At 67.2% G+C, this 21,802-nt stretch carries 22 protein-coding genes; 6 read left to right on the top strand and 16 right to left on the bottom strand.

The window, feature by feature from the left end; genetic code table 11:
- Positions 1-1,275 (top strand): VOC family protein, encoded by a 1,275-nt coding sequence (locus tag A7G45_RS12470; RefSeq protein WP_260938144.1) that lies wholly within the window; start codon positions 1-3, stop codon positions 1,273-1,275.
- Here the strand turns inward: A7G45_RS12470 and A7G45_RS12465 are convergent.
- The 3 genes from A7G45_RS12465 to A7G45_RS12455 all read right to left on the bottom strand — a co-directional run bounded on the left by A7G45_RS12465 (position 1,257) and on the right by A7G45_RS12455 (position 4,136).
- On the bottom strand, positions 1,257-2,333 hold the full coding sequence (locus tag A7G45_RS12465; protein WP_260937370.1) for a tellurite resistance/C4-dicarboxylate transporter family protein: 1,077 nt from the start codon (positions 2,331-2,333) through the stop codon (positions 1,257-1,259). The two genes, A7G45_RS12470 and A7G45_RS12465, sit on opposite strands and share 19 nt — an antisense overlap.
- Positions 2,334-2,406: 73 nt before the next feature.
- Positions 2,407-3,582: an NAD(P)/FAD-dependent oxidoreductase gene (locus A7G45_RS12460; protein ID WP_260937368.1), complete on the bottom strand. Its 1,176-nt coding sequence runs from the start codon at positions 3,580-3,582 to the stop codon at positions 2,407-2,409.
- 89 nt (positions 3,583-3,671) lie between these two features.
- Positions 3,672-4,136 (bottom strand): Rv2324 family transcriptional regulator, encoded by a 465-nt coding sequence (locus tag A7G45_RS12455; protein WP_260937365.1) that lies wholly within the window; start codon positions 4,134-4,136, stop codon positions 3,672-3,674.
- A gap of 121 nt (positions 4,137-4,257) precedes the next feature.
- Here A7G45_RS12455 and ddaH point away from each other — a divergent pair, with 121 nt between their 5' ends.
- The 3 genes from ddaH (at position 4,258) to A7G45_RS12440 (ending at position 7,163) form a co-directional block, all read left to right on the top strand.
- Positions 4,258-5,136 carry a dimethylargininase gene (gene ddaH, locus A7G45_RS12450; RefSeq protein ID WP_192830164.1) on the top strand — a complete coding sequence of 293 codons (879 nt, stop codon included), beginning with the start codon at positions 4,258-4,260 and terminating at the stop codon, positions 5,134-5,136.
- The gene (rocD, locus tag A7G45_RS12445; RefSeq protein ID WP_260937363.1) at positions 5,130-6,377 is read left to right on the top strand and encodes an ornithine--oxo-acid transaminase; all 1,248 of its coding nucleotides are present in this window, start codon (positions 5,130-5,132) and stop codon (positions 6,375-6,377) included. The genes ddaH and rocD overlap by 7 nt, the downstream gene beginning before the upstream one ends.
- 123 nt (positions 6,378-6,500) lie before the next feature.
- A complete protein-coding gene (locus A7G45_RS12440; RefSeq protein ID WP_260937362.1) occupies positions 6,501-7,163 on the top strand; it encodes a hypothetical protein in 663 nt (220 codons plus the stop codon).
- A gap of 1 nt (position 7,164) precedes the next feature.
- Here A7G45_RS12440 and A7G45_RS12435 read toward each other — a convergent pair whose 3' ends face one another.
- The 9 genes from A7G45_RS12435 to A7G45_RS12395 all read right to left on the bottom strand — a co-directional run bounded on the left by A7G45_RS12435 (position 7,165) and on the right by A7G45_RS12395 (position 16,422).
- Positions 7,165-8,016, bottom strand: coding sequence for a mycofactocin-coupled SDR family oxidoreductase (locus A7G45_RS12435; protein ID WP_260938142.1), 852 nt, complete (start codon positions 8,014-8,016; stop codon positions 7,165-7,167).
- 90 nt (positions 8,017-8,106) lie between these two features.
- Positions 8,107-8,934: an SHOCT domain-containing protein gene (locus tag A7G45_RS12430; RefSeq protein WP_043401689.1), complete on the bottom strand. Its 828-nt coding sequence runs from the start codon at positions 8,932-8,934 to the stop codon at positions 8,107-8,109.
- A gap of 53 nt (positions 8,935-8,987) precedes the next feature.
- Entirely contained in the window at positions 8,988-9,707 is a 720-nt protein-coding gene (locus A7G45_RS12425) for a PP2C family protein-serine/threonine phosphatase (RefSeq protein ID WP_043401687.1), read from the bottom strand.
- A gap of 226 nt (positions 9,708-9,933) precedes the next feature.
- On the bottom strand, positions 9,934-11,124 hold the full coding sequence (gene tuf / locus A7G45_RS12420) for an elongation factor Tu (protein WP_043401684.1): 1,191 nt from the start codon (positions 11,122-11,124) through the stop codon (positions 9,934-9,936).
- 89 nt (positions 11,125-11,213) lie between these two features.
- The gene (gene fusA / locus A7G45_RS12415; protein ID WP_260937358.1) at positions 11,214-13,316 is read right to left on the bottom strand and encodes an elongation factor G; all 2,103 of its coding nucleotides are present in this window, start codon (positions 13,314-13,316) and stop codon (positions 11,214-11,216) included.
- Between the two features lie 108 nt (positions 13,317-13,424).
- Positions 13,425-13,895: a 30S ribosomal protein S7 gene (gene rpsG, locus A7G45_RS12410; RefSeq protein WP_020101372.1), complete on the bottom strand. Its 471-nt coding sequence runs from the start codon at positions 13,893-13,895 to the stop codon at positions 13,425-13,427.
- Entirely contained in the window at positions 13,895-14,269 is a 375-nt protein-coding gene (gene rpsL / locus A7G45_RS12405) for a 30S ribosomal protein S12 (protein ID WP_020101371.1), read from the bottom strand. Before rpsL ends, rpsG begins: the two co-directional genes overlap by 1 nt.
- A gap of 299 nt (positions 14,270-14,568) precedes the next feature.
- Complete coding sequence (locus tag A7G45_RS12400; RefSeq protein WP_260937354.1) at positions 14,569-15,765, bottom strand: SecDF P1 head subdomain-containing protein; 1,197 nt, start codon at positions 15,763-15,765, stop codon at positions 14,569-14,571.
- Positions 15,766-15,780: 15 nt separating this feature from the next.
- Complete coding sequence (locus A7G45_RS12395; protein ID WP_043402168.1) at positions 15,781-16,422, bottom strand: TetR/AcrR family transcriptional regulator; 642 nt, start codon at positions 16,420-16,422, stop codon at positions 15,781-15,783.
- Between the two features lie 241 nt (positions 16,423-16,663).
- On the opposite strand from A7G45_RS12395, the gene A7G45_RS12390 reads away from it, so the two are divergent.
- Positions 16,664-17,032 (top strand): DUF3060 domain-containing protein, encoded by a 369-nt coding sequence (locus tag A7G45_RS12390; protein ID WP_377042028.1) that lies wholly within the window; start codon positions 16,664-16,666, stop codon positions 17,030-17,032.
- A gap of 48 nt (positions 17,033-17,080) precedes the next feature.
- Entirely contained in the window at positions 17,081-17,515 is a 435-nt protein-coding gene (locus A7G45_RS12385; protein WP_043984437.1) for a DUF3060 domain-containing protein, read from the top strand.
- A 9-nt stretch (positions 17,516-17,524) separates the two neighbouring features.
- Here A7G45_RS12385 and A7G45_RS12380 read toward each other — a convergent pair whose 3' ends face one another.
- The 4 genes from A7G45_RS12380 to A7G45_RS12365 all read right to left on the bottom strand — a co-directional run bounded on the left by A7G45_RS12380 (position 17,525) and on the right by A7G45_RS12365 (position 21,659).
- Positions 17,525-18,289 carry a crotonase/enoyl-CoA hydratase family protein gene (locus A7G45_RS12380; protein WP_260937351.1) on the bottom strand — a complete coding sequence of 255 codons (765 nt, stop codon included), beginning with the start codon at positions 18,287-18,289 and terminating at the stop codon, positions 17,525-17,527.
- Positions 18,286-19,002, bottom strand: a complete 717-nt coding sequence (locus A7G45_RS12375) for a PaaX family transcriptional regulator C-terminal domain-containing protein (RefSeq protein ID WP_260938140.1) — start codon at positions 19,000-19,002, stop codon at positions 18,286-18,288. Before A7G45_RS12375 ends, A7G45_RS12380 begins: the two co-directional genes overlap by 4 nt.
- 14 nt (positions 19,003-19,016) lie before the next feature.
- The gene (locus tag A7G45_RS12370; protein ID WP_260938138.1) at positions 19,017-19,934 is read right to left on the bottom strand and encodes a crotonase/enoyl-CoA hydratase family protein; all 918 of its coding nucleotides are present in this window, start codon (positions 19,932-19,934) and stop codon (positions 19,017-19,019) included.
- 102 nt (positions 19,935-20,036) lie between these two features.
- On the bottom strand, positions 20,037-21,659 hold the full coding sequence (locus tag A7G45_RS12365; protein ID WP_260937350.1) for an acyl-CoA dehydrogenase family protein: 1,623 nt from the start codon (positions 21,657-21,659) through the stop codon (positions 20,037-20,039).
- Between the last annotated feature and the right edge of the window lie 143 nt (positions 21,660-21,802).

Below are 21,802 nucleotides of genomic sequence, written 5' to 3'. Positions count from 1 at the left end.
CTGCACAACAGTCACGACCCGCTGACGGTCCTGACCGGTGGTGAACTCCCCGTGCAGCCCGACCCGGCCTTCGCGGCCCGGCTGCGGGCGCGCTTGGAGGCCGCCATCAGCCTCCCGAAAGGAATTGTCATGAGTGGAACCGACACCGCCATCGCCGACCTGAACGCACCCGCCACCGCCGCGGCCCCGGTGCCCCGGCCGGCGGCCCTGCCCTACCTGGCCGTCGCCGACGCGCGCACCGCCATCGCCTGGTACGTCGACGCCCTGGGCGCCGTCGTCGTCGGCGAACCGATCGTCATGGACGACGGCCGGATCGGCCACGCCGAGCTGGCGCTGGCCGGCGGCGTGCTCTACCTGGCCGACGAGTTCCCGGAGCTCGGGCTGAAAGCACCGGCACCCCAATCGGTTTCGGTGAGCCTGATGCTGGCGGTGCCGGATACCGACGCCGCCCTCGCGCAGGCCAGGCAAGGCGGCGCGCAGGTGCAGCGGGAACCGTACGATGCCCACGGCGCGCGGACCGCGGTGGTGATCGACCCATTCGGTCACCGCTGGATGCTCACCGGTTCTGACCCCGGCGCCGTCGTCCCGATCAGGCACGGCGACATCGGCTACATATCGGTACAGACGCCGGACGCCGAGCGGGCAGCCGCCTTCTACGGCCATGTGCTGGGCTGGACCTACGACCCGGACACGCGCAAGGTGACCAGCAACCGAATGCACACCGGCATCTTCGAGACCACCGGCCCGCAGACGGTGTTCTGCTGCTACGCGGTCGCCGATCTCGACGCGGCGCGGCAGGCCATCCTGGCCGCGGGCGGACAGGTGGGCACGCCGGAGAACCACGAATGGGGGGCGACCCTGGACGCCACCGACGTGCTCGGCACCGATTTCGCGGTGTTCCAGCCGGCGCCGGACATTCCCCGGCCCGAGCTCAACGGTGCAGGGCCAGGCGAACTTTCGTACCTGACCCACGAAGTGACCGACTCAGCGGCATTCAAGGACTTCTACGGACAGGTGCTGTCCTGGACATTCGAGCCCGGCCGCGTCGATGACGGGTGGGCGGTGCAGGAGTGCCAGCCGATGTCCGGGCTGGCCGGCGGCGCCGCGCAGACCGTCGCCGTCCCGATGTGGACGGTGCCCGATGTCGACGCCGCGGTGGCGCGGGTCCGCGAGGCCGGGGGCACCGTCATCGACGAACCGTCGCGCCAGCCGTACGGGATGTCAGCGCTGTGCGCCGACGACCAGGGCGCCCGGTTCTACCTCGGCGCGTTCTGATCAGTCCGCGAAAGTCCGCGCGTGCCGCGGGCTTTCGCGGCCAACGCGCCACACATCGCGAGGAAGGTCAAGACCCACGCACCCAGTGCGATCCAGCTGGCGAGATCGCCGATGTCGGTCAGGGCGGGCAGGCCGTCAGCCCGTCCGAGATAGTGCCCGGCCACGCCGTACATCCCGAGCGGGAACACCATGCTCCAGAGCGCGGTGTTGTACCGCAGCGGCACCCGCCGGACGAGGTGCCGCCAGAAACCGGCCGCGATCAGCACCGGGATCAGCCACGTGCCGAAGGCGAAGAACAACACGGCCACCCCGGCGATCAGGCCGCGGGTGGCCACGACCACGGGGGTGTCGGCCATCTGGACGATGCGGGCGCCCGCGAACACGGTGATCGCGGTGGCGCCCATGGCAATCCAGTACGGCGGGGTGAGCTCCTGAGCACTGACGGGATACGTCAGCATGCGCAGCGCGACCAGCATGCCCGCGGCCGCGTACAAGAAGACGCCGACCGACCAGCAGAGCACGGCCAGCAGGGCCAGCGGACGGTTCGTGTCGCCGAGCAGCGGCTGCAGCCCTGCGGCCATCACCGCAACCGACTGGGCAGCGACCACGGCGAGAAACCATGTGCCATTGACGCGGGACAGCGCCGGCTGGTCCGGATGGCTGAGCACCGCAGTCCACGGGATGAGGTACCCGAGGACCAGCCAGGCCACACCCCCGACGATCGCGAGCCACCCAGCGGGCGTGACGTGGCCGTCCAGCAACAGCCGGGCGCCAAGAACATCGGTCGCCGCGACGAAGGTGAACACCGTGAAACTGCGCTCGGGATCGGCCAGATCGGCCCGAAAATCGTTACCGAACAACGTGATACGCGCGACGTTGCCGGCCACCAGCACCGCGTAGGCGATGCCGGCGATCCACAGCAGCACCGCCGACAACGCGTGCAGTTTCAGTAGGCACGTCGCCGTCGACACGATGCCCGTCGCCATGACCAGCGCGAAGTAGCCCGGCTCGAGCGTGCGCACCGCCTCGCGGATACCGGCCCGCGCGTCAGAACTCATGTCTCGATTCTCGCGATTTGTGCACGATTTTCCGCGGTGAACGCGGACTTTCGTGCACAAATCGCGGAGAACGTCAGCCCAGGACGTCGGCGATCGGCACCGCGGCCGCGACCTTGGCCCGGTTCTTCATGACCTTGCCCGGCATGCCGCCGCCGACGACGCCGCTGACCGCACCGTCGCGCTCGTAGAACGCCAGGAACTTGCGGCCGTCGTCCTCGATGATGTGCACGGTGTCGCCGGCCTTGGGCTCACCGAGGCACTGGATCTTGACGTCGTACTGGTCGCTCCAGAAGTACGGCACCACGACCGCGGCGGTGGCATCCTGGCCCAGCATCGCCGGCACGATGACCCGAGCCTGCTCGGCCACGTTGCTCCAATGCTCCACCCGCACTTGGTGTCCCGCGCCGTCGCGCCAGGAGGCGACGTCACCGATGGCCCACACATTGGGGGCGCTGGTGCGGCCGGCGGCGTCGCACACGACGCCGTTGTCGACCGCGATGCCGCTGCCCTCGAGCCAGTCGGTGGACGGGCGCGAACCGATCCCGACGACGACGACGTCGGCGTCCAGTTCAGAACCGTCGGCCAGCTGCACCTTCTCGACGTGGCCGGTGCCGGTCACGCCGGTGACCCCGACGCCGCACCGCACGTCGACGCCCTCGGCACGGTGCAGCCGCGCCACCAGTTCGCCGATCTCGGTACCGAGCACCGACGCCAGCGGCGTGGGCTGCGGCTCGACGATGGTCACCTCGACGCCCATCTTGCGCAGGCTGGCCGCCACCTCACACCCGATGAACCCGGCGCCGATCACCACAGCGCGTTTGGCCGCACCGGCGTGCTCGCGCAGCGCCAACGACTCGTCGTAGGTACGCAGTACCCGGATCCCGTCGAGGGCCGGCAGCGACGGGATGGTCCTGGGCACCAGGCCCGTGGCGATGACCAGCTCCTTGTAGGCGACGACCTCACCGTTCGCGAGGGTCACCGTCTGGGCGCCGGTGTCGAGCTTGGCCGCGCCCGAGCCCAGCAGCAGCGTGATGTTGTTCTCGTCGTAGAACTCGGCCGGCTTGAGCGTCGTGTCGTCGACCTCGGCCCGCAACACATCCTTGGACAGCGGCGGCCGGTCGTACGGCAGATGGACCTCATCGCTGATCAGCGTGATCGGCCCGGCGTACTCGGCCTTGCGCAGTTGCTCGGCGGTGCGCGCGGCGGCCAGACCGCCACCGACAATGACGATGCCTCCGTTTGTAGTCACGTGGGCTTTCTTACACGATGCTGCCGGTGCCAGGTAGGCCACCCTGTGCTTGGTTGCTCAGCAGACCACCAGGCGGTGCCGCCTCGGGGTCAGCCCCGCTCCCAGCGCCCCCGCACCCCGCGCTCCACGATGTTCGACAGCACCACGATGCTCTCGCTGCGCTCGATCGCCGCGCTGCCGCGGATGCGCTCCAGCACCGCCTCCAGATGTCTCATGTCCCGAGTCAGGAGATGCAGAATGGCGTCGGAGGTGCCGGTCACCGTGGCGGCCGAAACCACCTCGGGGATGCCCTCCCAGGCCTCGCGCAGCTGGGCCGGCGTGATGGTGCCCTGGCAGTACACCTGGACGTATGCCTCTGTCCCCCAACCGATCACGTTCCGGTCGACGACCGTGGTGAAGCCGCGGATGACCCCGGTGGCGAGCAGTCGGTCGACCCGTCGCTTGACCGCGGGCGCCGACAGGCCCACCCGCTCACCGATCTCGGCGAACGTGGCGCGCGCGTTGTCCGCCAATTCGGCCAGGATGCGCTCGTCCGTCTCATCGACGCTTTCCACCGGCCGCACACCTCCCTCACGCAATAGATTGCTGAATCGCGAGTGATCACACAATAGATCTGTTACACACGCGCAACAAGCATCGATTGCTTGCGTGCACAAGTGCTCCTACCATCGAATTATGACGATTACTGATGTCGTCAAGATGGCGACACCAAATTCAGGTTGGCGACCAGACCGGGTAGCCCGCCCCAGGCACTATGTGATGACCCGGCCGACGCATTTCGCCGTCGAATATGCGATCAACCCCTGGATGGACACCTCCGCCAGCGTCGACACCGCACTGGCGGTGCGCCAGTGGGAGCACCTGGTCCAGACCTACCGGAGCCTCGGTCACACAGTCCAACTGGTCGACCCGATCCCGGGACTGCCCGACATGGTGTACGCCGCCAACGGCGGACTGGTCCTCGACGACGGGTTCGAGAAGGTCGCCATCATCGCCCGCTTCACCTACCCCCAGCGGACCGGGGAATCGGTCGCCTACGCCGGGTGGCTGCTCGACCACGGCTACTGCCCGCTGTACACCGAGCACACCAACGAGGGCCAGGGCGACCTGCTGATCGTCGGCTCAAAGATCTTGGCCGGCTATGGATTCCGCACCGACCGCCAGTCGCACGACGAGGTCGCCAAGCTGTCCGGCCTGCCGTTGACCAGCCTGCAGCTGGTCAATCCCCGCTTCTACCACCTCGACACCGCACTCGCCGTGCTCGATGACGACACCATCGCGTTCTATCCCCCGGCATTCGGCGCCACGTCGGTCGCGTTGCTGCGCAAGATGTTTCCGGGTGCCATCGAGGTCGCCGATGCCGACGCCCACGTGCTCGGCCTGAACGCGGTGTCGGACGGGCTGAACGTCGTGCACCCGGCCGCAGCCACCGGCTTCGCCGCACAACTCGCCGCCGCCGGTTTCCGGCCGGTCGGTGTGGATCTGTCCGAGTTGCTCAAGGGCGGCGGCTCGGTGAAATGCTGCACGCTGGAGGTGTACCCGACGTCATGCTGAAAGCCGTTGCGGGAACACCGGAAACATCCGGAGGCACGGCTGAGCTGATCGACCTCGACAACCGCTACGCCGCGCACAACTACGCGCCGCTGCCGGTGGTCGCCGCGTCCGCCGATGGGGTGTGGATCACCGACCCCGAGGGCCACAGGTTCCTGGACTGCCTGGCGGCGTATTCGGCCGTCAACTTCGGCCACCGCAATCCCGAGATCCTCGCGACCGCCCACGCCCAGCTGGACACCGTGACATTGGTGAGTCGCGCGTTCCACTCCGACCGCCTGGGCCCGTTCTGCGCCGCCCTCGCCCACTTGTGCGACAAGGACCTGGTGCTGCCCATGAACAGCGGCGCCGAGGCCGTCGAGAGCGCGATCAAGGTCGCGCGCAAGTGGAGTCGGGACGTCAAAGGGCTGACGGATCCGAACATCGTTGTGGCGCACAACAACTTCCACGGCCGCACCACGACGATCATCAGCTTCTCCGACGACGAGACCGCCCGGCGGGGCTTCGGCCCGTACACACCAGGCTTCCGCTCGGTTCCGTTCGGCGACGCCGACGCACTCGCGGCGGTCATCGACGACAACACCGCCGCGGTGCTGATCGAACCGATCCAGGGCGAGGCCGGGATCATCGTGCCGCCCGATGACTATCTGCCGCGCGTACGCGCGCTGTGCACCGAACACAACGTGCTGATGATCGCCGACGAAATCCAGTCCGGCCTGGCCCGCACCGGCCGCACCTTCGCGTGCGACCACTGGGACGTCGTGCCCGACGTCTACCTGCTGGGCAAGGCACTGGGCGGGGGCATCGTGCCGCTTTCGGCGGTGGTGGCCGACAGCGATGTACTCGGCGTGCTGCACCCCGGCGAGCACGGGTCGACGTTCGGCGGCAACCCGCTGGCCGCCGCGATCGGCGCCACGGTGGTCGGCATGCTGCAGCGCGGCGAATTCCAGTCCAGATCAACCGAACTCGGCCGGCACCTGCACGCCCGTCTGACTGAGATGATCGGGCACGGCCTGACCGCCGTTCGCGGGCTGGGCCTGTGGGCGGGCGTCGACCTCGACCCGGCGGTCGGCACCGGACGGGAGGTCAGCCTGCGGCTGGCCGAGCGCGGCGTGCTGGCCAAGGACACTCATGGCCCGACCCTGCGGTTCGCCCCACCACTGGTGATCACCGCAGCCGAAATCGATTGGGCGATGGACCGATTCGCCGAGGCACTGGCCGCGCCACCGGCGCCGCGGTGGTAAACCCATAGGATGCGCTTCAATCCGCCGCCCAACTGGCCGCCGTTTCCACCTGATTGGCGACCGGGCCCGGACTGGCAGCCGGATCCGTCGTGGCCCCCGCCACCAGCGGGATGGGCGCTCTGGGTGGATGACCAACAACGCTACGCCCCAACAGAACCGGGGCCACCGCATCGGTCCAGCGCGCGGAAATGGTGGATCATCGGCGGCGCGGTGCTGGCGGTAATAGCTCTGGTCGCGGGCGGCACGGTCGTCGCCACGAAACTCTCGCGCGGCGACGGTGCGGCCCGCGGCGAGCCGAAGACACCGTTCAGCGGCCTGACCATCGTGCCGACTCACCCGCCGGAGCCGACGAACTTCAACACCTGGACCCGTGTCGGCGAGGTCGACGCCACGTTCACCAACGACGGCCGCGCGGTGCGCCTCGACCCGCACGACGCCGTCGGCGCCCCGAAGCCGGCGTGGGCGGGACTGATCCAACCCGGTGATCCGGCATGCTCACTGCGGTTCACCGGACGCGTTCGCAGCGCGACGGGCGGCTACGCCCTCGGCCTCACCGCTGTCGCCAGTCCCGCCGGTACGGACTCGGGCCCGATCCCGACACCGCTCGACAACGACTGGCACGCAATCGATGTGACGATCACCAAGACCGGCGAGGTATCGGTCGACCTCGACGGAAAATCCGCAGTGCGGCGCACGCTGGCACCCGGCTGCGGCCGGCCCGCGATCAGAGTGTCAGGCGGCACAACGGAATTCACCGACGTGCTGGTCGGGCAGGTGGCCCCGTAACTCAGTACTTCATGACGCCGCGGTCGACGGCGATCTGAGAACCGGAGATGGTCCCCGCGCCCGGCCCGGCCAACCAGGTCACCACGTCGGTGACCTCTTCCGGCGTCATGAATTCCTGCAGACCGGCCTTACCGTCGTGGGCGACGGGCTTGTAGGGCATCGGCGCGAAGCTGTGCAGGTAGTTCGGGTACTTGGAGAAGATCGCGCCCATGGCCTCCGGCTCGATCATCGGCGTCATGATCGAGTAGGGGTGGATCGAGTTGACCCGGATGCCGAATTCGCCCACCTCGAGGGCCAGTGCGTTGGTCAAACCGACGAGGCCGAACTTGGAGGCCGCGTAGTGGCCGTTGCCCGGCGTCGCCTTGAGGCCCGCCGAGGAGCTCACGATGATGATCGACCCGCCGTTGCCGGCCTCGATCATCGCGGGCACCACGGCCCGGATGGTGCGCCAGGTGCCGGACAGATTGACGTTGACGACGCTGTCCCACTGGTCTTCGTCCATCTCGAACAGACGTCCCCAGCTCAGCACGCCAGCATTGGCGACCAAGATGTCGAGCCGGCCGAACTGCTCGACCGCGTCGGCGACGACCTGCTGCTGGGCAGCCAGGTCACGGATGTCGACCTCGCGGGCCAGCACCTTGCGGCCCTCGGCTTCGACCAGTCGCGCGGTCTCGGCCAGATCTTCCGACGTCGGCATCGGGTAGGTGATGGTGTGCGAGACAGGACCGCAGATGTCAATGGCGACGATGTCGGCGCCCTCACGTGCCATCCGGATGGCATGCGCCCGGCCCTGCCCACGGGCAGCCCCGGTAATGAACGCCACCTTGCCTTCGAGTGCTCCGCCTGCCGTCATTGCCAGTCCCTTCATCACGCCGGAATCCACCGCCACGCTAGCAGCAAAACTAGAACGCGTTCTAGTGGCTCCCCGAAGGGCGCCCGCCGGCTACAACTCGGCGATGATCTGGGCGCGCTTGGCGGTGTACTCGGCCTCGCTGATGGTGCCCATCGCGCGCAGCGTCTCGATCTCCTGCAGCCGCTGTGCGGTCGATGCGGCCGGCTGCGGCACGACGGGCGGCGGCGCCGCGACCGGTGCCGCCGCGGGCTCCCGCTCGGCGGCGGTAGCGCGCCGCACCACGTCCATCACCTGTTGGCGCACCGCCGGATTCGACCGCAGGTCGGCGATCCCGCTGAGCGCCACCCCGTTGGACTTGAGGATCTGCAGGATGTCCATGATCGGGCCCGCGCGGCCGGTCAGGTCATAGGTGCGGCCGTCCTGCTCCGAGGTCAGCCGGACCGGCATCATGCCCGACACCAATGCGCTTCGCTCCCAGTCGATGTGGAACTTGTTGGTGGCCGGGTTGACCATCACGACGAGCTTGCGGGCCGTGATCATCGGCAACCGGCTCACCGACGCCAGCACCTTGTCCTGCGCTTCGAACGGAGCCAGCTGCGGCCCGGTGATGTGCAGATTCAGTTTCACCAGCGGCTGGTCATTGACCCGGGTACCGGTCTCCCCGATCCCGATGACCTCGGCCAGCCCCAGCACGCCGCTGGCCTCGAGCTCCTCGCGCTCCGCCGACCGCATCTGGCCGAAGCCCGCCAACCCCAGCGCGACCAGTACGTCGATGGCCGTGACCAGCAGACCGGTCCAGAACATCCACTTCATCAGTTCGTCCTGGCCGGAGAAGAAGTACACCGCCAGGAAGATCGGGCCCACCAACCCGCCACACAACAGCACCAGGGCCTGCGCCTTGAGGTAACGCACCAACATTCGAGCCACGCTCCTTGATCAGCTGAACCGCTGCGAGAGACTCTAGTGTCGCGTCAGTCGGCGAGGACGTCCAACAGGATGAACGAGAAATTGTCGGCGGCACCGTTGGCCCGGGCCGTCCCGATGATGATGGCCGAACCGTCACCCCGGTCGTTGCACGCCGTGGCCGCCTGCAGATCGTGATGCTCCATCTGACCGTGCACCCCGTCCGAGCACATCAGGTAGCTACCCGGCTGCAGCGGCGTCGCGGTCAGGTGGGCAGCGATCGGCACGCCCTGGCCGAGTGACTGAGTGATGATGTTGGTGGGCCGGCCCGCCGCGTCGAGCACGGCGTCGTCGACCGACACCTGCGTCAGCGTCTCACCGGCGACCGAATACACCCGGCTGTCCCCGACGTTGAAGACGATCACCTCGTCGGCCGTCAGGCAGACGCCGGCGATGGTGGTGCCCATCCCGGCCAGCTCGGTGTCGCGGCCCATGTCGTACAGCCAGTCACTGACGTACGACAGCGACGACGTGATGTCGTCGCCACCGGTCCAGCCCGGCGACATGGTCGCGATCATGCTCAGCGCCGTCCGGCTCGCGACATCACCGCCGACGTGCCCGCCCATGCCGTCACACACCGCGCAGACGAACGGGGACCCCGGCTGCATCCGCATGTCCACCAGAACACCGTTGTGCGTCTGGCTGACCCAGCCGCCGACCATCACCGCATCTTCGTTGCGCTTCCGACGTAGTCCGGTGTCGGTGAATGCCCGCACGTTCACCCGCACGACAGGCCACCCCTCATCGCGTTCCCCTCCATCGCGAACGATCCTGCCATCTTGCCCGTAACTATCGAGCGCCGACACCGCTTTCTCGCCGGTGAGACTGCGCCGGGGGCGCTCCGGACTCACCGTGGTGCGCCGTAGCCGCCGAGTCGACGCGGGCGATGCGGACGCAAAAGCAAAGCGCCGCCCACCCTTTCGGGTGAGCGGCGCTCCGCTTGGAAAAACTAGATCACTTGATGATCTTGGTAACGCGACCCGCGCCGACGGTACGACCGCCCTCACGGATGGCGAAACGCAGACCCTCGTCCATGGCGACCGGCTGGATCAGCACGACGGAGATGTCGGTGTTGTCACCGGGCATAACCATCTCGGTGCCCTCGGGCAGGGTAACCACGCCGGTCACGTCCGTGGTACGGAAGTAGAACTGCGGGCGGTAGTTGTTGAAGAACGGCGTGTGGCGGCCGCCCTCGTCCTTGGACAGGATGTAGACGCTGCCCTCGAACTCGGTGTGCGGGGTGGTGGTGCCGGGCTTGACCACAACCTGGCCACGCTCGACGTCCTCGCGCTTGATGCCACGAACCAGCAGACCGACGTTGTCGCCGGCCTGGCCCTGGTCGAGCAGCTTGCGGAACATTTCCACACCGGTGACGGTGGTCTTGGTCGTGGTCGGGCGGATGCCGACGATCTCGACCTCTTCGTTGACGTTGATCACGCCACGCTCGACACGACCGGTCACCACGGTGCCACGACCGGTGATGGTGAAGACGTCCTCAACGGGCATCAGGAACGGCTTGTCGGTCTCGCGAACCGGGTCCGGAATGGACTCGTCGACGGCCTCCATGAGCTCCTCGACCGACTTCACCCAGGTGGCGTCGCCCTCGAGCGCCTTCAGCGCCGAGACGCGGACCACGGGGGCGTCCTCGTCGAAGTCCTGAGCGGCCAGCAGTTCGCGGACCTCGAGCTCGACGAGCTCCAGGAGCTCCTCGTCCTCAACCATGTCGGACTTGTTCAGTGCGACCAGGATGTAGGGCACGCCGACCTGGCGAGCGAGCAGCACGTGCTCACGGGTCTGCGGCATCGGGCCGTCGGTGGCGGCGACCACGAGGATTGCGCCGTCCATCTGGGCAGCACCGGTGATCATGTTCTTGATGTAGTCAGCGTGACCGGGGGCGTCCACGTGGGCGTAGTGGCGCTTCTCGGTCTGGTACTCAACATGCGAGATGTTGATGGTGATACCGCGCTGACGCTCCTCGGGCGCATTGTCGATCTGGTCGAACGCACGCGATTCGTTCAAATCGGGGTACTTGTCGTGCAGAACCTTGGTGATTGCTGCAGTCAGCGTGGTCTTGCCGTGGTCAACGTGACCGATGGTCCCGATGTTGACGTGCGGCTTCGTCCGCTCGAACTTCGCCTTCGCCACTGTGGTGTCCTCCTGGACTTGTTGGTGCTTGGTTAAGCAGTGTTGATGTGTTCAGTTGTGTCGTCCGCCGCGGCGGAACGGGTCAGAGACTACTGGCCCGTCGCCTTGGCGATGATCTCCTTCGACACGTTCGCCGGAACTTCAGCGTACGAGTCGAACACCATGGAGTAGTTTGCCCGACCCTGGGTCTTCGACCGGAGGTCGCCGACGTAGCCGAACATTTCAGACAGCGGAACCTGTGCCTTGACGACACGTGCGCCGCTGCGCTCCTCCATGGCCTGGATCTGGCCACGGCGGGAGTTCAGGTCGCCGATCACGTCGCCCATGTAGTCCTCGGGCGTGGTGACCTCGACCGCCATGATCGGCTCCAGGATGACCGGCTGCGCAGCCTGCGCAGCCTTCTTCAGCGCCTGCGAACCGGCGACCTTGAAGGCCATTTCCGACGAGTCGACGTCGTGGTAAGCACCGTCGAGCAGCGTCAGCTTCAGGTTCACCAGCGGGTAGCCGGCCAAGATGCCGTACTGCATGGCATCCTGCGCACCGGCATCCACCGACGGGATGTACTCACGCGGGACGCGGCCACCGGTGACCTTGTTCTCGAACTCGTAGGTCGCACCGTCCTCGCCGACGAACGGCTCGATACCGATGATGACCTTCGCGAACTGGCCCGAGCCACCCGTCTGCTTCTTGTGGGTGTACTCGACGTTCGTGACCGCCTTGCGGATGGTCTCCTTGTACGCGACCTGCGGCTTGCCGACGTTGGCCTCGACCTTGAACTCGCGACGCATGCGGTCCACCAGGATGTCCAGGTGGAGCTCGCCCATACCGCCGATGACGGTCTGGCCGGTCTCCTGGTCCAGGTGCACCTTGAAGGTCGGGTCTTCTTCGGCGAGCTTCTGGATCGCCGTGCCCAGCTTCTCCTGGTCGCTCTTGGTCTTGGGCTCGATGGCCACCTCGATAACCGGGTCCGGGAAGGTCATGGACTCCAGGACGATCTGGTTGCTCGGGTCGCACAGGGTGTCACCGGTGGTGGTGTCCTTGAGGCCGATGACCGCGTAGATGTGGCCGGCGGCAGCCGAGTCGACCGGGTTCTCCTTGTTGGAGTGCATCTGGAACAGCTTGCCCAGACGCTCCTTCTTGCCCTTGGTCGAGTTGATGACCTGAGCACCGGAGTCGACCTTGCCCGAGTAGACGCGGACGTAGGTCAGCTTGCCGAAGAACGGGTGCGTGGCGACCTTGAACGCCAGGCCGGAGAACGGCTCGTCGGCGGACGGCTTGCGCGAGATGATCTCGTCTTCCTTGCCCGGGACGTGGCCTTCGGCGGCCGCGACGTCCAGCGGGGTCGGCAGGTAGTCGATGACCGCGTCGAGCATGGGCTGCACACCCTTGTTCTTGAACGCGGAACCACACAGCACCGGGTAGGCGGCGCTGGTGACGGTCAGCTTGCGCAGGCCGCCCTTGATCTCATCGATGGTCAGCTCTTCGCCGCCCAGGTACTTCTCCATGAGCTCGTCGTCGGTCTCGGCGACGGCCTCGATCATGGCGAGGCGGTACTCGTCGGCCTTCTCCTGAAGGTCGGCCGGGATGTCGATGGTCTCGTACTTCTCACCGAGCTTGGTCTCGCCGCGCCAGACCTTGGCCTTCATCTCGACCAGGTCGACGACACCCTCGAAGTCACCCTCGGAACCGATGGGCAGCTGGATCGGGATGACGTTCGCGCCCAGGCGGTCCTTCATGGTCTGGACCGAGAAGTAGAAGTCCGCGCCCAGCTTGTCCATCTTGTTGACGAAACAGATGCGGGGGACGTCGTACTTGTCGGCCTGGCGCCACACCTGCTCGGACTGCGGCTCCACACCTTCTTTGCCGTCGAACACGGCAACGGCACCGTCGAGCACGCGCAGCGAACGCTCCACCTCGACGGTGAAGTCGACGTGGCCCGGGGTGTCGATGATGTTGATCTGGTTGTCGTTCCAGAAGCAGGTGGTGGCAGCGGACGTGATGGTGATACCACGCTCCTGCTCCTGCTCCATCCAGTCCATCGTGGCGGCGCCGTCGTGGACCTCACCGATCTTGTACGAGATACCGGTGTAGAAGAGGATGCGCTCGGTCGTCGTCGTCTTACCGGCGTCGATGTGCGCCATGATGCCGATGTTGCGGACCTTGTTCAGATCGGTCAGCACGTCCTGTGCCACGGCTAGGTTCCCACTCTTTCAGTTGCTTGATAAATCCGCGTCGCCCGGGAGGGCGGTCAGTTGTGAATCAGATGCGCCGGCCGCCGGCATTGGCGGCCGGCGATTGAGTCACCAGCGGTAGTGCGCGAAGGCCCGGTTCGCCTCGGCCATCTTGTGGGTGTCCTCACGTCGCTTGACGGCGGCACCCAGGCCATTGCTGGCGTCCAGGATTTCGTTGGCCAGACGCTCGACCATGGTCTTCTCGCGGCGAGCCTTCGAGAAGCTGACCAGCCAGCGCAGCGCCAGGGTGGTCGAACGGTCCGGACGGACCTCAACCGGCACCTGGTAGGTCGCGCCACCGACGCGGCGGCTGCGGACCTCGAGGGACGGCTTGACGTTGTCCATGGCGCGCTTCAGCGTCACGACGGGGTCGGTGCCGGTCTTCTCGCGAGCCTGCTCAAGGGCGCCGTAGACGATGCGCTCGGCCAGCGACTTCTTGCCGTCCAGCAGCACCTTGTTGACGAGCTGGGTAACCAGCTGCGAACCGTAGACCGGGTCGTTGACCAGCGGCCGCTTCGGCGCGGGGCCCTTGCGTGGCATTAGCTCTTCTCCTTCTTGGCGCCATAGCGGCTGCGTGCTTGCTTGCGGTTCTTCACACCCTGGGTGTCCAGCGAGCCGCGGATGATCTTGTAACGCACACCGGGGAGGTCCTTCACACGACCGCCACGCACGAGCACCATCGAGTGCTCCTGCAGGTTGTGGCCTTCACCCGGGATGTAGGCCGTGACCTCAACCTGGCTCGTCAGCTTCACGCGGGCGACCTTGCGCAGAGCCGAGTTCGGCTTCTTGGGGGTGGTGGTGTACACGCGGGTGCACACACCACGGCGCTGCGGGCTGCCCTTGAGCGCCGCGGTCTTGACCTTGGCGGTCTTGTCGTGGCGACCCTTGCGGACCAGCTGGTTGATGGTTGGCATCTATCGGCTTTCTCTATTGCGTGTCGTACTGCGGTTTAAGACTCTGTACTGCTGTTTTCGTCCGATCGCATACCCCGCGTCCGGGCGTGTCGCACGAGGCCAGGTACAAACCTTGCGGTGCACCACGGACATGCGAATTGGCCCGGCGTGCAGGCTTGCCTACAAACACAATGAATGCAAGCGCCCAGTCGGCCAGGCACGAACCACCACGATACCAGTACGGACCGCCACGATCCAAACTCGCCCAGAGGACTCAAACCGCAGGTCAGGGCGGTGCGGCCGGGACGGTGATCAACACCTTATCCCTGGCGGAACGCCCGTCGGCTCATCAGAACGACTCCGAGGATGACCGCGAAGATCACCACCACCCCGCCGCCGAGAACCGCGATCCGAGGCACCGACCAGAACGATGGGGCGATCTGTTTCGTCTGCACCGACTGCACCGATACCGGCAACGGCAGGGCCCCGCCGGCCACCACCGCGGCAAACGACTTCGCCGAATCGGCGGTGAACTGCCCATGGATCTGGGTGCGTCCGGTCGTCATGGGCTCCAGCAGCGCCGGCGCGCTGACCACCTGGGTGTCGACGGTGAAGGCGGCCCGGGCACCGATGTTGGCGCTGGTGAACGTCGACCAGATATCGGCGGCCTTGTCGTCGAAGGTCACGAAGACGACGTAGTCGCCGCGCTGCCCACCCTGGCGGGCCGAGGCGTCCTTGATCTGGTCGCCGCCGATGATCGACTTGTCCAGCAGATACACCTGTTTGTGGTCGTCGGAGCAGGTGATCAGCGGCAGATTCGGGTCGTCGTGGTCGGCCAGCTGATCCGGCTGATCGCAGCGGGTCGCCTGGAACTGCAGCGCCAGCAGCTGGATCTGTGGCTGCGCACTCTGCCGCAGTGCCTTCTCGTCAGCGATGCGCTGACTGTCGGCCACCTGCGGGGTCTGCGGCGACGGCGATGGGTACGTCGGGTCGGGCTGCGCTGGGATCGCGTGGATCACCGGCCTTATATAGAGGCGGCCCGTGGCGGTGACGCCCCGTAGCTGCGCTTCGGTCACGTCGGTCGCGGTGACCTTGAGGGTGTTCCCGTCCAGCCCGACGGCGACGTCGTGCCCGCCGAGGTGCCCGAGCCGCGATTCGACGACCTTGCGCGTCTGTGCCAGCGCGTCCGGGGTCGGTGCCGTTCCTGGCTGCTGCTGAATCTGCAACGACGCCTGGACGACGGGCCGGGGTTCGCCGGCGCGCCAGATGTCCTTGGTGAAGAACACCGTCGCGCCATAACTCAGTACCAGCACCGCCAAGACCAGGGCGACCAGCCAGCGGGGTACGCCGGACTGCGCGGCGACGGGTTGCCGCGGCCATGCGGGCACCATCCCCGGCGGCAGGTAGCCCGGCGGGGGTGCGGGCGGCGGGGGTGCGGGCGGCGGCAGGAAGCCCGGCGTCGTTTCCGGTGACTGAGGCGGTTGCGGTGGCTGCCACCCGCTGTGGTCGTCAGACATCACGCGCTCCCCTGATCAAGCCGAGTCGCGCTCGTTCATCCCTCGCGCCAGTCGCACCACCATGTCGGTGAACACCGCGTCGGTGTCGACGCCGTCCATCACGCCCGTCATCTCCAGCAGGACGAAACCGTGTAGTGCCGACCAGAACTCCAGCGCCGCATAGAAGGCGTTCTCGCCGTCGAGTCCGTATGACGCCAGGACCGCGATCACCGGCCCGGCCGCCGCGTGCGTCGCCGCGGTGTACTCCGGGTCGTCGCCGCCCAGCGGCATCCGGGTGAACGCCGAGTACCGGCCCGGATGGTGATGGGCATAGCTGCGGTAGGCACTGGCCATCGCCATCACCGCGTCGTCGCGGCTACGGCCCTCGCCGACGGTGTTGAGCATGCCGATGATGTCGTCGATGACGCGCATCCGGACCGTGCGACGCAGGTCATCGAGGCTCTGCACGTGGTTATATAGCGACGGACCCTTGGTGCCCAGCTGGTTGGCCAGGGCATTGATGGTCAGCGAATCCCAGCCCTCGCGATCGAGGAACGTGAGGGCCGCGGCCACGATCGAGTCCCGGCTGAGCTTGGTGGTGCGTGCAGTCGCCCGCGACCGTGCCGGCGCAGCCGGTCGGGCATCCCCAACCGCTTGCGACTCTGGCCGAGGTGCCATCTGCCCGATCCTCCGGTGTTCGATCTTGGGTTCCATCGACCGCGGCGCGGCCAGTTAACTAATGACTCTAACCTCTAGACGCTGCAGATACGTCGCCAATTCGGCGAATCTTGTAACCGCGTCTCATTGGGAGTCCCACAGAACGGACGAACCTACTCCGCAGCACGTACTCCGCAACGTAGGCTCCCAGATGCCGAACAACGGCGCACATCATCGCCAGGCCAGAACGAAGGGAACCATCGTGAGTCGCAAAGCGTGGGGAACCGCATTGGTTGCCGGACTGCTGACGGTCCCGTTCACGGTCGGCGCACCGAACGCCGCTGCGGTCAACGACGACACCCACATCGTCGGCCAGGGCATCACGCAGTCCATCGACTGCCACGGTGGCACCCTCTTCGTCAACGGCAGCGGCAACACCATCAACGCTTTCGGCACCTGCTGGGCAGTGACCGTCCAGGGCTCGTCCAACACGATCATCGCCGACACGATCGTCAATGACGTCACCGCTTACGGGTTCAATCAGACGGTCATATTCCACAATGGGGATCCGGCACTCATCGACATCGGGCGCCAACTCGGTTTGGGAAATCGGCTGAACAAGATTCCCTGACCGGGGCCCGCACCAGGTGCCGGTAACGCCGACAGGGAGGGATACCCCATGAACCCCAACCGAATCGCAATCGCGGCGGGCGTCGTCGCCGCTGCCGCGCTGGTGCTGACCGGCTGCGGATCGCAGGACAACAAGACCGGTGGCACCGGCTCGAGCGCCGCCGGCACGGCAGGCACCTCGGCGGCGGCGCCGACCACGGCGCAGGTCGAGGTCGGCAACACCATCAACTACAGCGCGGTGGGCACCACCCGGGAAATCGATTGCGGCACCGGCAAATCGCTGACCGTGGGCGGCGCCAACAACACGCTGACCGTCAAGGGCACCTGCGCGAAGGCGAACATCGGCGGCACCGACAACAAGGTGACCTTCGAAAAGGTCGACCAGGAGCTCGACGTCGTCGGCATGCACGCCACCGTCACCTACAAGGACGGGGCACCGAAGGTCAACAACACCGGGACCGGCAACACCGTCAGCAAGGGCTAACGACAGCCCTCACGCTGTGGCGCCGTGCCGGCCCGCTCCCCCGGCGAACCGCTGCGCGCCCGCGAGCGACTCCTCGGCCACCTGCGCGAGGCTGGCGAACTCGAATTCCATTGCGGATTCCTCGGATTCGCCCCACTGCCGCAACGCGGACAGCCGATCGGCGCGCAGACACAACTGCGGCAGCGCGGCCAACTGGTGGGCCAACTCTTCGGCCTTCTCACGGGCCTGCCCGTGCGGCACGACCCGGTTGGCCAGACCGATCTGCAGCGCCTCGGCGGCGTCCACGGCGCGGCCGGTGAGGATCAAATCCATGGCGCGGCTGTGCCCGATCAGCCGCGGCAACCGGACCGTGCCACCGTCGATGAGCGGAACACCCCAGCGCCGGCAGAACACGCCGAAGGTGGCGTCCTCCTCGACGACGCGCAGGTCGCACCACACCGCCAGCTCCAGTCCGCCGGCGACGGCATAGCCGCTGACCGCGGCGATCACCGGCTTGGACAGCATCATCCGGCTCGGGCCCATCGGCCCCGGCCCCGTCCGGTGCGTCTGGTTCATCTCCGGGGTACCGAACGCCTTGAGATCGGCTCCGGCGCAGAAGGTTCCATGGTCTCCCCACAGCACCGCGACCGCCGCGGAATCGTCGCGGTCGAAATCGTCGAACGCCTGGTACAGCGCCGCCGCCGTCGGCCCGTTGACAGCGTTGCGGGCGCCGGGCCGGTCGATGATGACCGTCGTCACCGGCCCGTTCTTCTCGACCCGCACTGGTTCGGTCATATTGCCTCCATCGGTTCGTCGCGCCGGCCGGTCAGTTCGGCGGCGAAGTCTGAGTAGGCCTGCCGCAGCTGCGTACCCGGCCAGTCGTCCGGGAGCAGTTCGGCGGGCAGTACCGGGTCGGCCAGCAGGTGCCGCACGATCGCGGCCGCCGCCACGAACCGGCCGGGCACATCTGGTGCCGAGCCGATTTCGTCGAGCAGTTGACGTGCGGTGGTGATCCAGGCGGGCAGATCCCACAGCACGGCGGCCAGCCCCGCGGGGTCGTCGTCCCGGCTGGTCAGGACCCGGGCATTCGCCGTGACCTCTTCCGGGAGGTCACCGGCGAGATTGGCCGGGCGCAGCCACACGCCCTCGCGGAGTTCGGCGAACCTGTTCTGCAACAGGTCGTTTCGCAGGTCGGCGCGGGTCCGGGCATCGGCGCCGACCGTGGTGATGACGACGGTCACCCAGTCGCCGTGCCATGGGCGGGTCTTGGGGTCGATGGCGGCGTCCTGCCGTCGTTGCCGTGCCAGCAGGCGGTCGGCGAGCCGGTAACCGTCGGCCGAACGCACCAGGTCACCGGCGCTGACCATCCTGGTCAGCGCCACCCGCAGCGTCTGCTCCTTGATGTCGAAATCCGAAGTGAGCCGGACCAACTCGGCCGCGGACGCCCACGCCGGATGAGCGCCCAGCAGCACGCTGAGCACCACCGACCGCGCGGTCATCCGCTTCAGATCAGCCATGGCTGTCAGACCCCGGAGGCAACCCGGCCTGCATCCCCGTACGGATCGTCGCGGTGCCGCACCGCCTGCCGGAACCCGTGCTCGACGGCGTCGGCGACGAACGCATGACCTTCGGGCGTATGCCGGGCGATGCCGTCGAACACCGTGCTGACCATCCGGCTGGTCGCAACCCCCTGCTGCAGCAACGAGGTGTTGCACGCCAGCTTCGCCATGATCAGCTGGTTGACCGGCATGGCCGCAATGCGTGCGACGAGGCGCTCGGTGCGTTCATCGAGTTCTTCGGGCTCGGGCGCCTCGACGGCCAAGCCCCACTCGGCGGCCTGCGCCCCGGTGATGCAATCCCCGGTGAACAGCAGGCGTTTCGCACGCTGGTCGCCCAGTCGGTGCGCCCACAGCCCGCCGGCGGGCACGCCCCACACCCGCATCGGCGGGTAGCCGATCTTGGCGTCGGACGCCGCGATCACCTGGTCGGCGTGCAGCGCGATGTCGGTGCCGCCGGCCACGCAGTAGCCGTGGATCTTCACGACGGTCGGCTTGTCGCAGTGCATCAGGCTGGAGAAGCCACGGACGAACCGGCTCATCATCTGGTAGTCGATCATCGGATCCCAGGGCTGATTCGGCAGATGGTTGACGGCCTGGGTGTGGCCGTCGAGCACGGTGCCCTGGTGTTCCGAACCGCCGGCGGCTCCCGTGCCGTCGGCGTAGGCGCTCAAGTCGAACCCGGCACAAAACCCTTCACCCCGGCCGGACACCAGGATCACGTGCACGTTCGGATCGAGGTCGGCCCGCTCGACGCAGGCGGCCAATTCCAGCGGGGTGTCCGCGACGATCGAGTTGCCCTTCTCAGGACGATTGAACGTGATCCGGGCGACCCGGTCGGCGACCTCGTAGGTCATGGTCTTCAGGTTGTCGAAATCCACCAGCTCAGCCTTCCCGCGAGCAGACGCAAAACTGTCCAAAACGGGCGTTTTGGGACAGTTTTGTTGGGGGCACCTCCCTCTGGGGGACTGCTCGGCAGTAGAAATTCAGCCCTTGACCAGGGCCCGTTCGATGATCGGCGCCAGGTCGAGGCCGGTGGGCAGCGTGCCGAAGGCGCCACCCCACTGGCGGTCGAGGCGGCTGACGAGAAATGCCTCGGCCACCGCGGGGTGACCGTGCCGCACCAGCAGCGCGCCCTGCAGGGCCAGCGAAATGTCCTCGGCCACCTTGCGTCCGCGGTATTCCATGGTCTGCGGATCGGTGAGCTGCGCCTTGAGCGCGCTGACGTGCGCGTCCAGGCGGGGGTCCTGGGCCTGCGCCAACTCGTCGAACAGCACCTCGACGCACTCGGGCTTGGTCACCATGGCGCGGAGGGTGTCCAGCGCGCTGACATTGCCCGAGCCTTCCCAGATGCCCATCAGCGGGGCCTCGCGGTAGAGCCGCGGCATGCCGGATTCCTCGGCGTAGCCGTTGCCGCCGAAGCACTCCATGGCCTCCGCGGCGTGCGGCGTCGCGCGCTTGCACACCCAGTACTTGGCCGCGGCCAAACCGATTCGGCGGAACAGGCTTTCGCGCTCGTCACCGCGGACGGCCCGGTCGGTGGCGCCGGCCATCCGCATCGCCAGCATGGTGGCGGCCTCGGCTTCGACCGCCATGTCGGCGAGCACGTTGCGCATCAGCGGCTGATCGATCAGGTAGGCGCCGAACGCCTTGCGGTGCTGGGCGTGGTGCACGGCCTGGGTCAGGCCCGTCCGCATGCTGGTGGCGCTGCCCAGCGTGCAGTCCAGGCGGGTCAGGTTGACCATCTCGATGATGGTCGGGACGCCGCGGCCCTCCTCGCCGACCAGCCAGACCGTCGCACCGTCGTACTCGATCTCGCTGGAGGCATTGGCGTGGTTGCCGAGCTTGTCCTTGAGCCGCTGGATGAACATGCGGTTGCGCGTGCCGTCGGGCAGCACCCGGGGCAGGAAGAAGCAGGACAGCCCGCCGGGTGCCTGGGCCAGCACCAGGAACATGTCGCCCATCGGCGCCGAGGTGAACCACTTGTGGCCGCGCAGCGAGTAGGTGCCGTCGCCGTTGGGGGTGGCCTGGGTGGTGCCGGCACGGACGTCGGAGCCGCCCTGCTTCTCGGTCATCGACATGCCCGCGGTGATACCCGCTTTGGTGCCAGGCACTTTCAGCTCGGGGTCGTACACGCGGCTGGTCAGCAGCGGTTCGTAGACCTTGGACAGTTCGGGCTTGAACCGCAGCGCCGGGACGACGGCGTAGGTCATCGAGATCGGGCAGACGTGGCCCGGTTCGGGGGTCCAGGCCGACATCTTCGCCGCGCGGACGACGTGTGCGCCGGGACGGTCGTCGGCCCACGGGGCCCCGTGCAGACCGTGCTTCACCGCGGCAGTCATCAGCTGGTGGTAGGCGGGGTCGTATTCGACCTCGTCGACGCGGTGCCCGTAGCGATCGTGCGTGTGCAGGATCGGGACGTTGCGGTCCGCCAGTTCACCCCAGCGCTGCGCGACCCGGCTGCCACCGAGGGCGCCGACCTCGTGAACCTCGTCGACGCCCCACTCCCCGCCTTCGCGGATCAGGGCCTCGGCCAGCGCCGGGAAGGTAGCGGGGTTGTAGTCCTGCAGCGGGGGAACCTGATTGGTGACGACATGCGTATCAGCCATGTCCCCACTATTACACTTTCCCAACAGTCGCACAAGAACTGTATATATGAATGGCGGAACGCGGTCGGGCGATCAACTGGAAAAAATCTCAATACACTCGCGACGGAGCTGACCGATGAGTGCCGGCGGTCAGCAGACACGCA

Origin of the sequence: Mycolicibacterium llatzerense, from assembly GCF_025331195.1 — a bacterium.
Taxonomy (GTDB): domain Bacteria; phylum Actinomycetota; class Actinomycetes; order Mycobacteriales; family Mycobacteriaceae; genus Mycobacterium; species Mycobacterium llatzerense.
The sequence above is the reverse complement of the archived record's forward strand: the minus strand, read 5'-3'. Positions and strand labels throughout refer to the sequence as shown.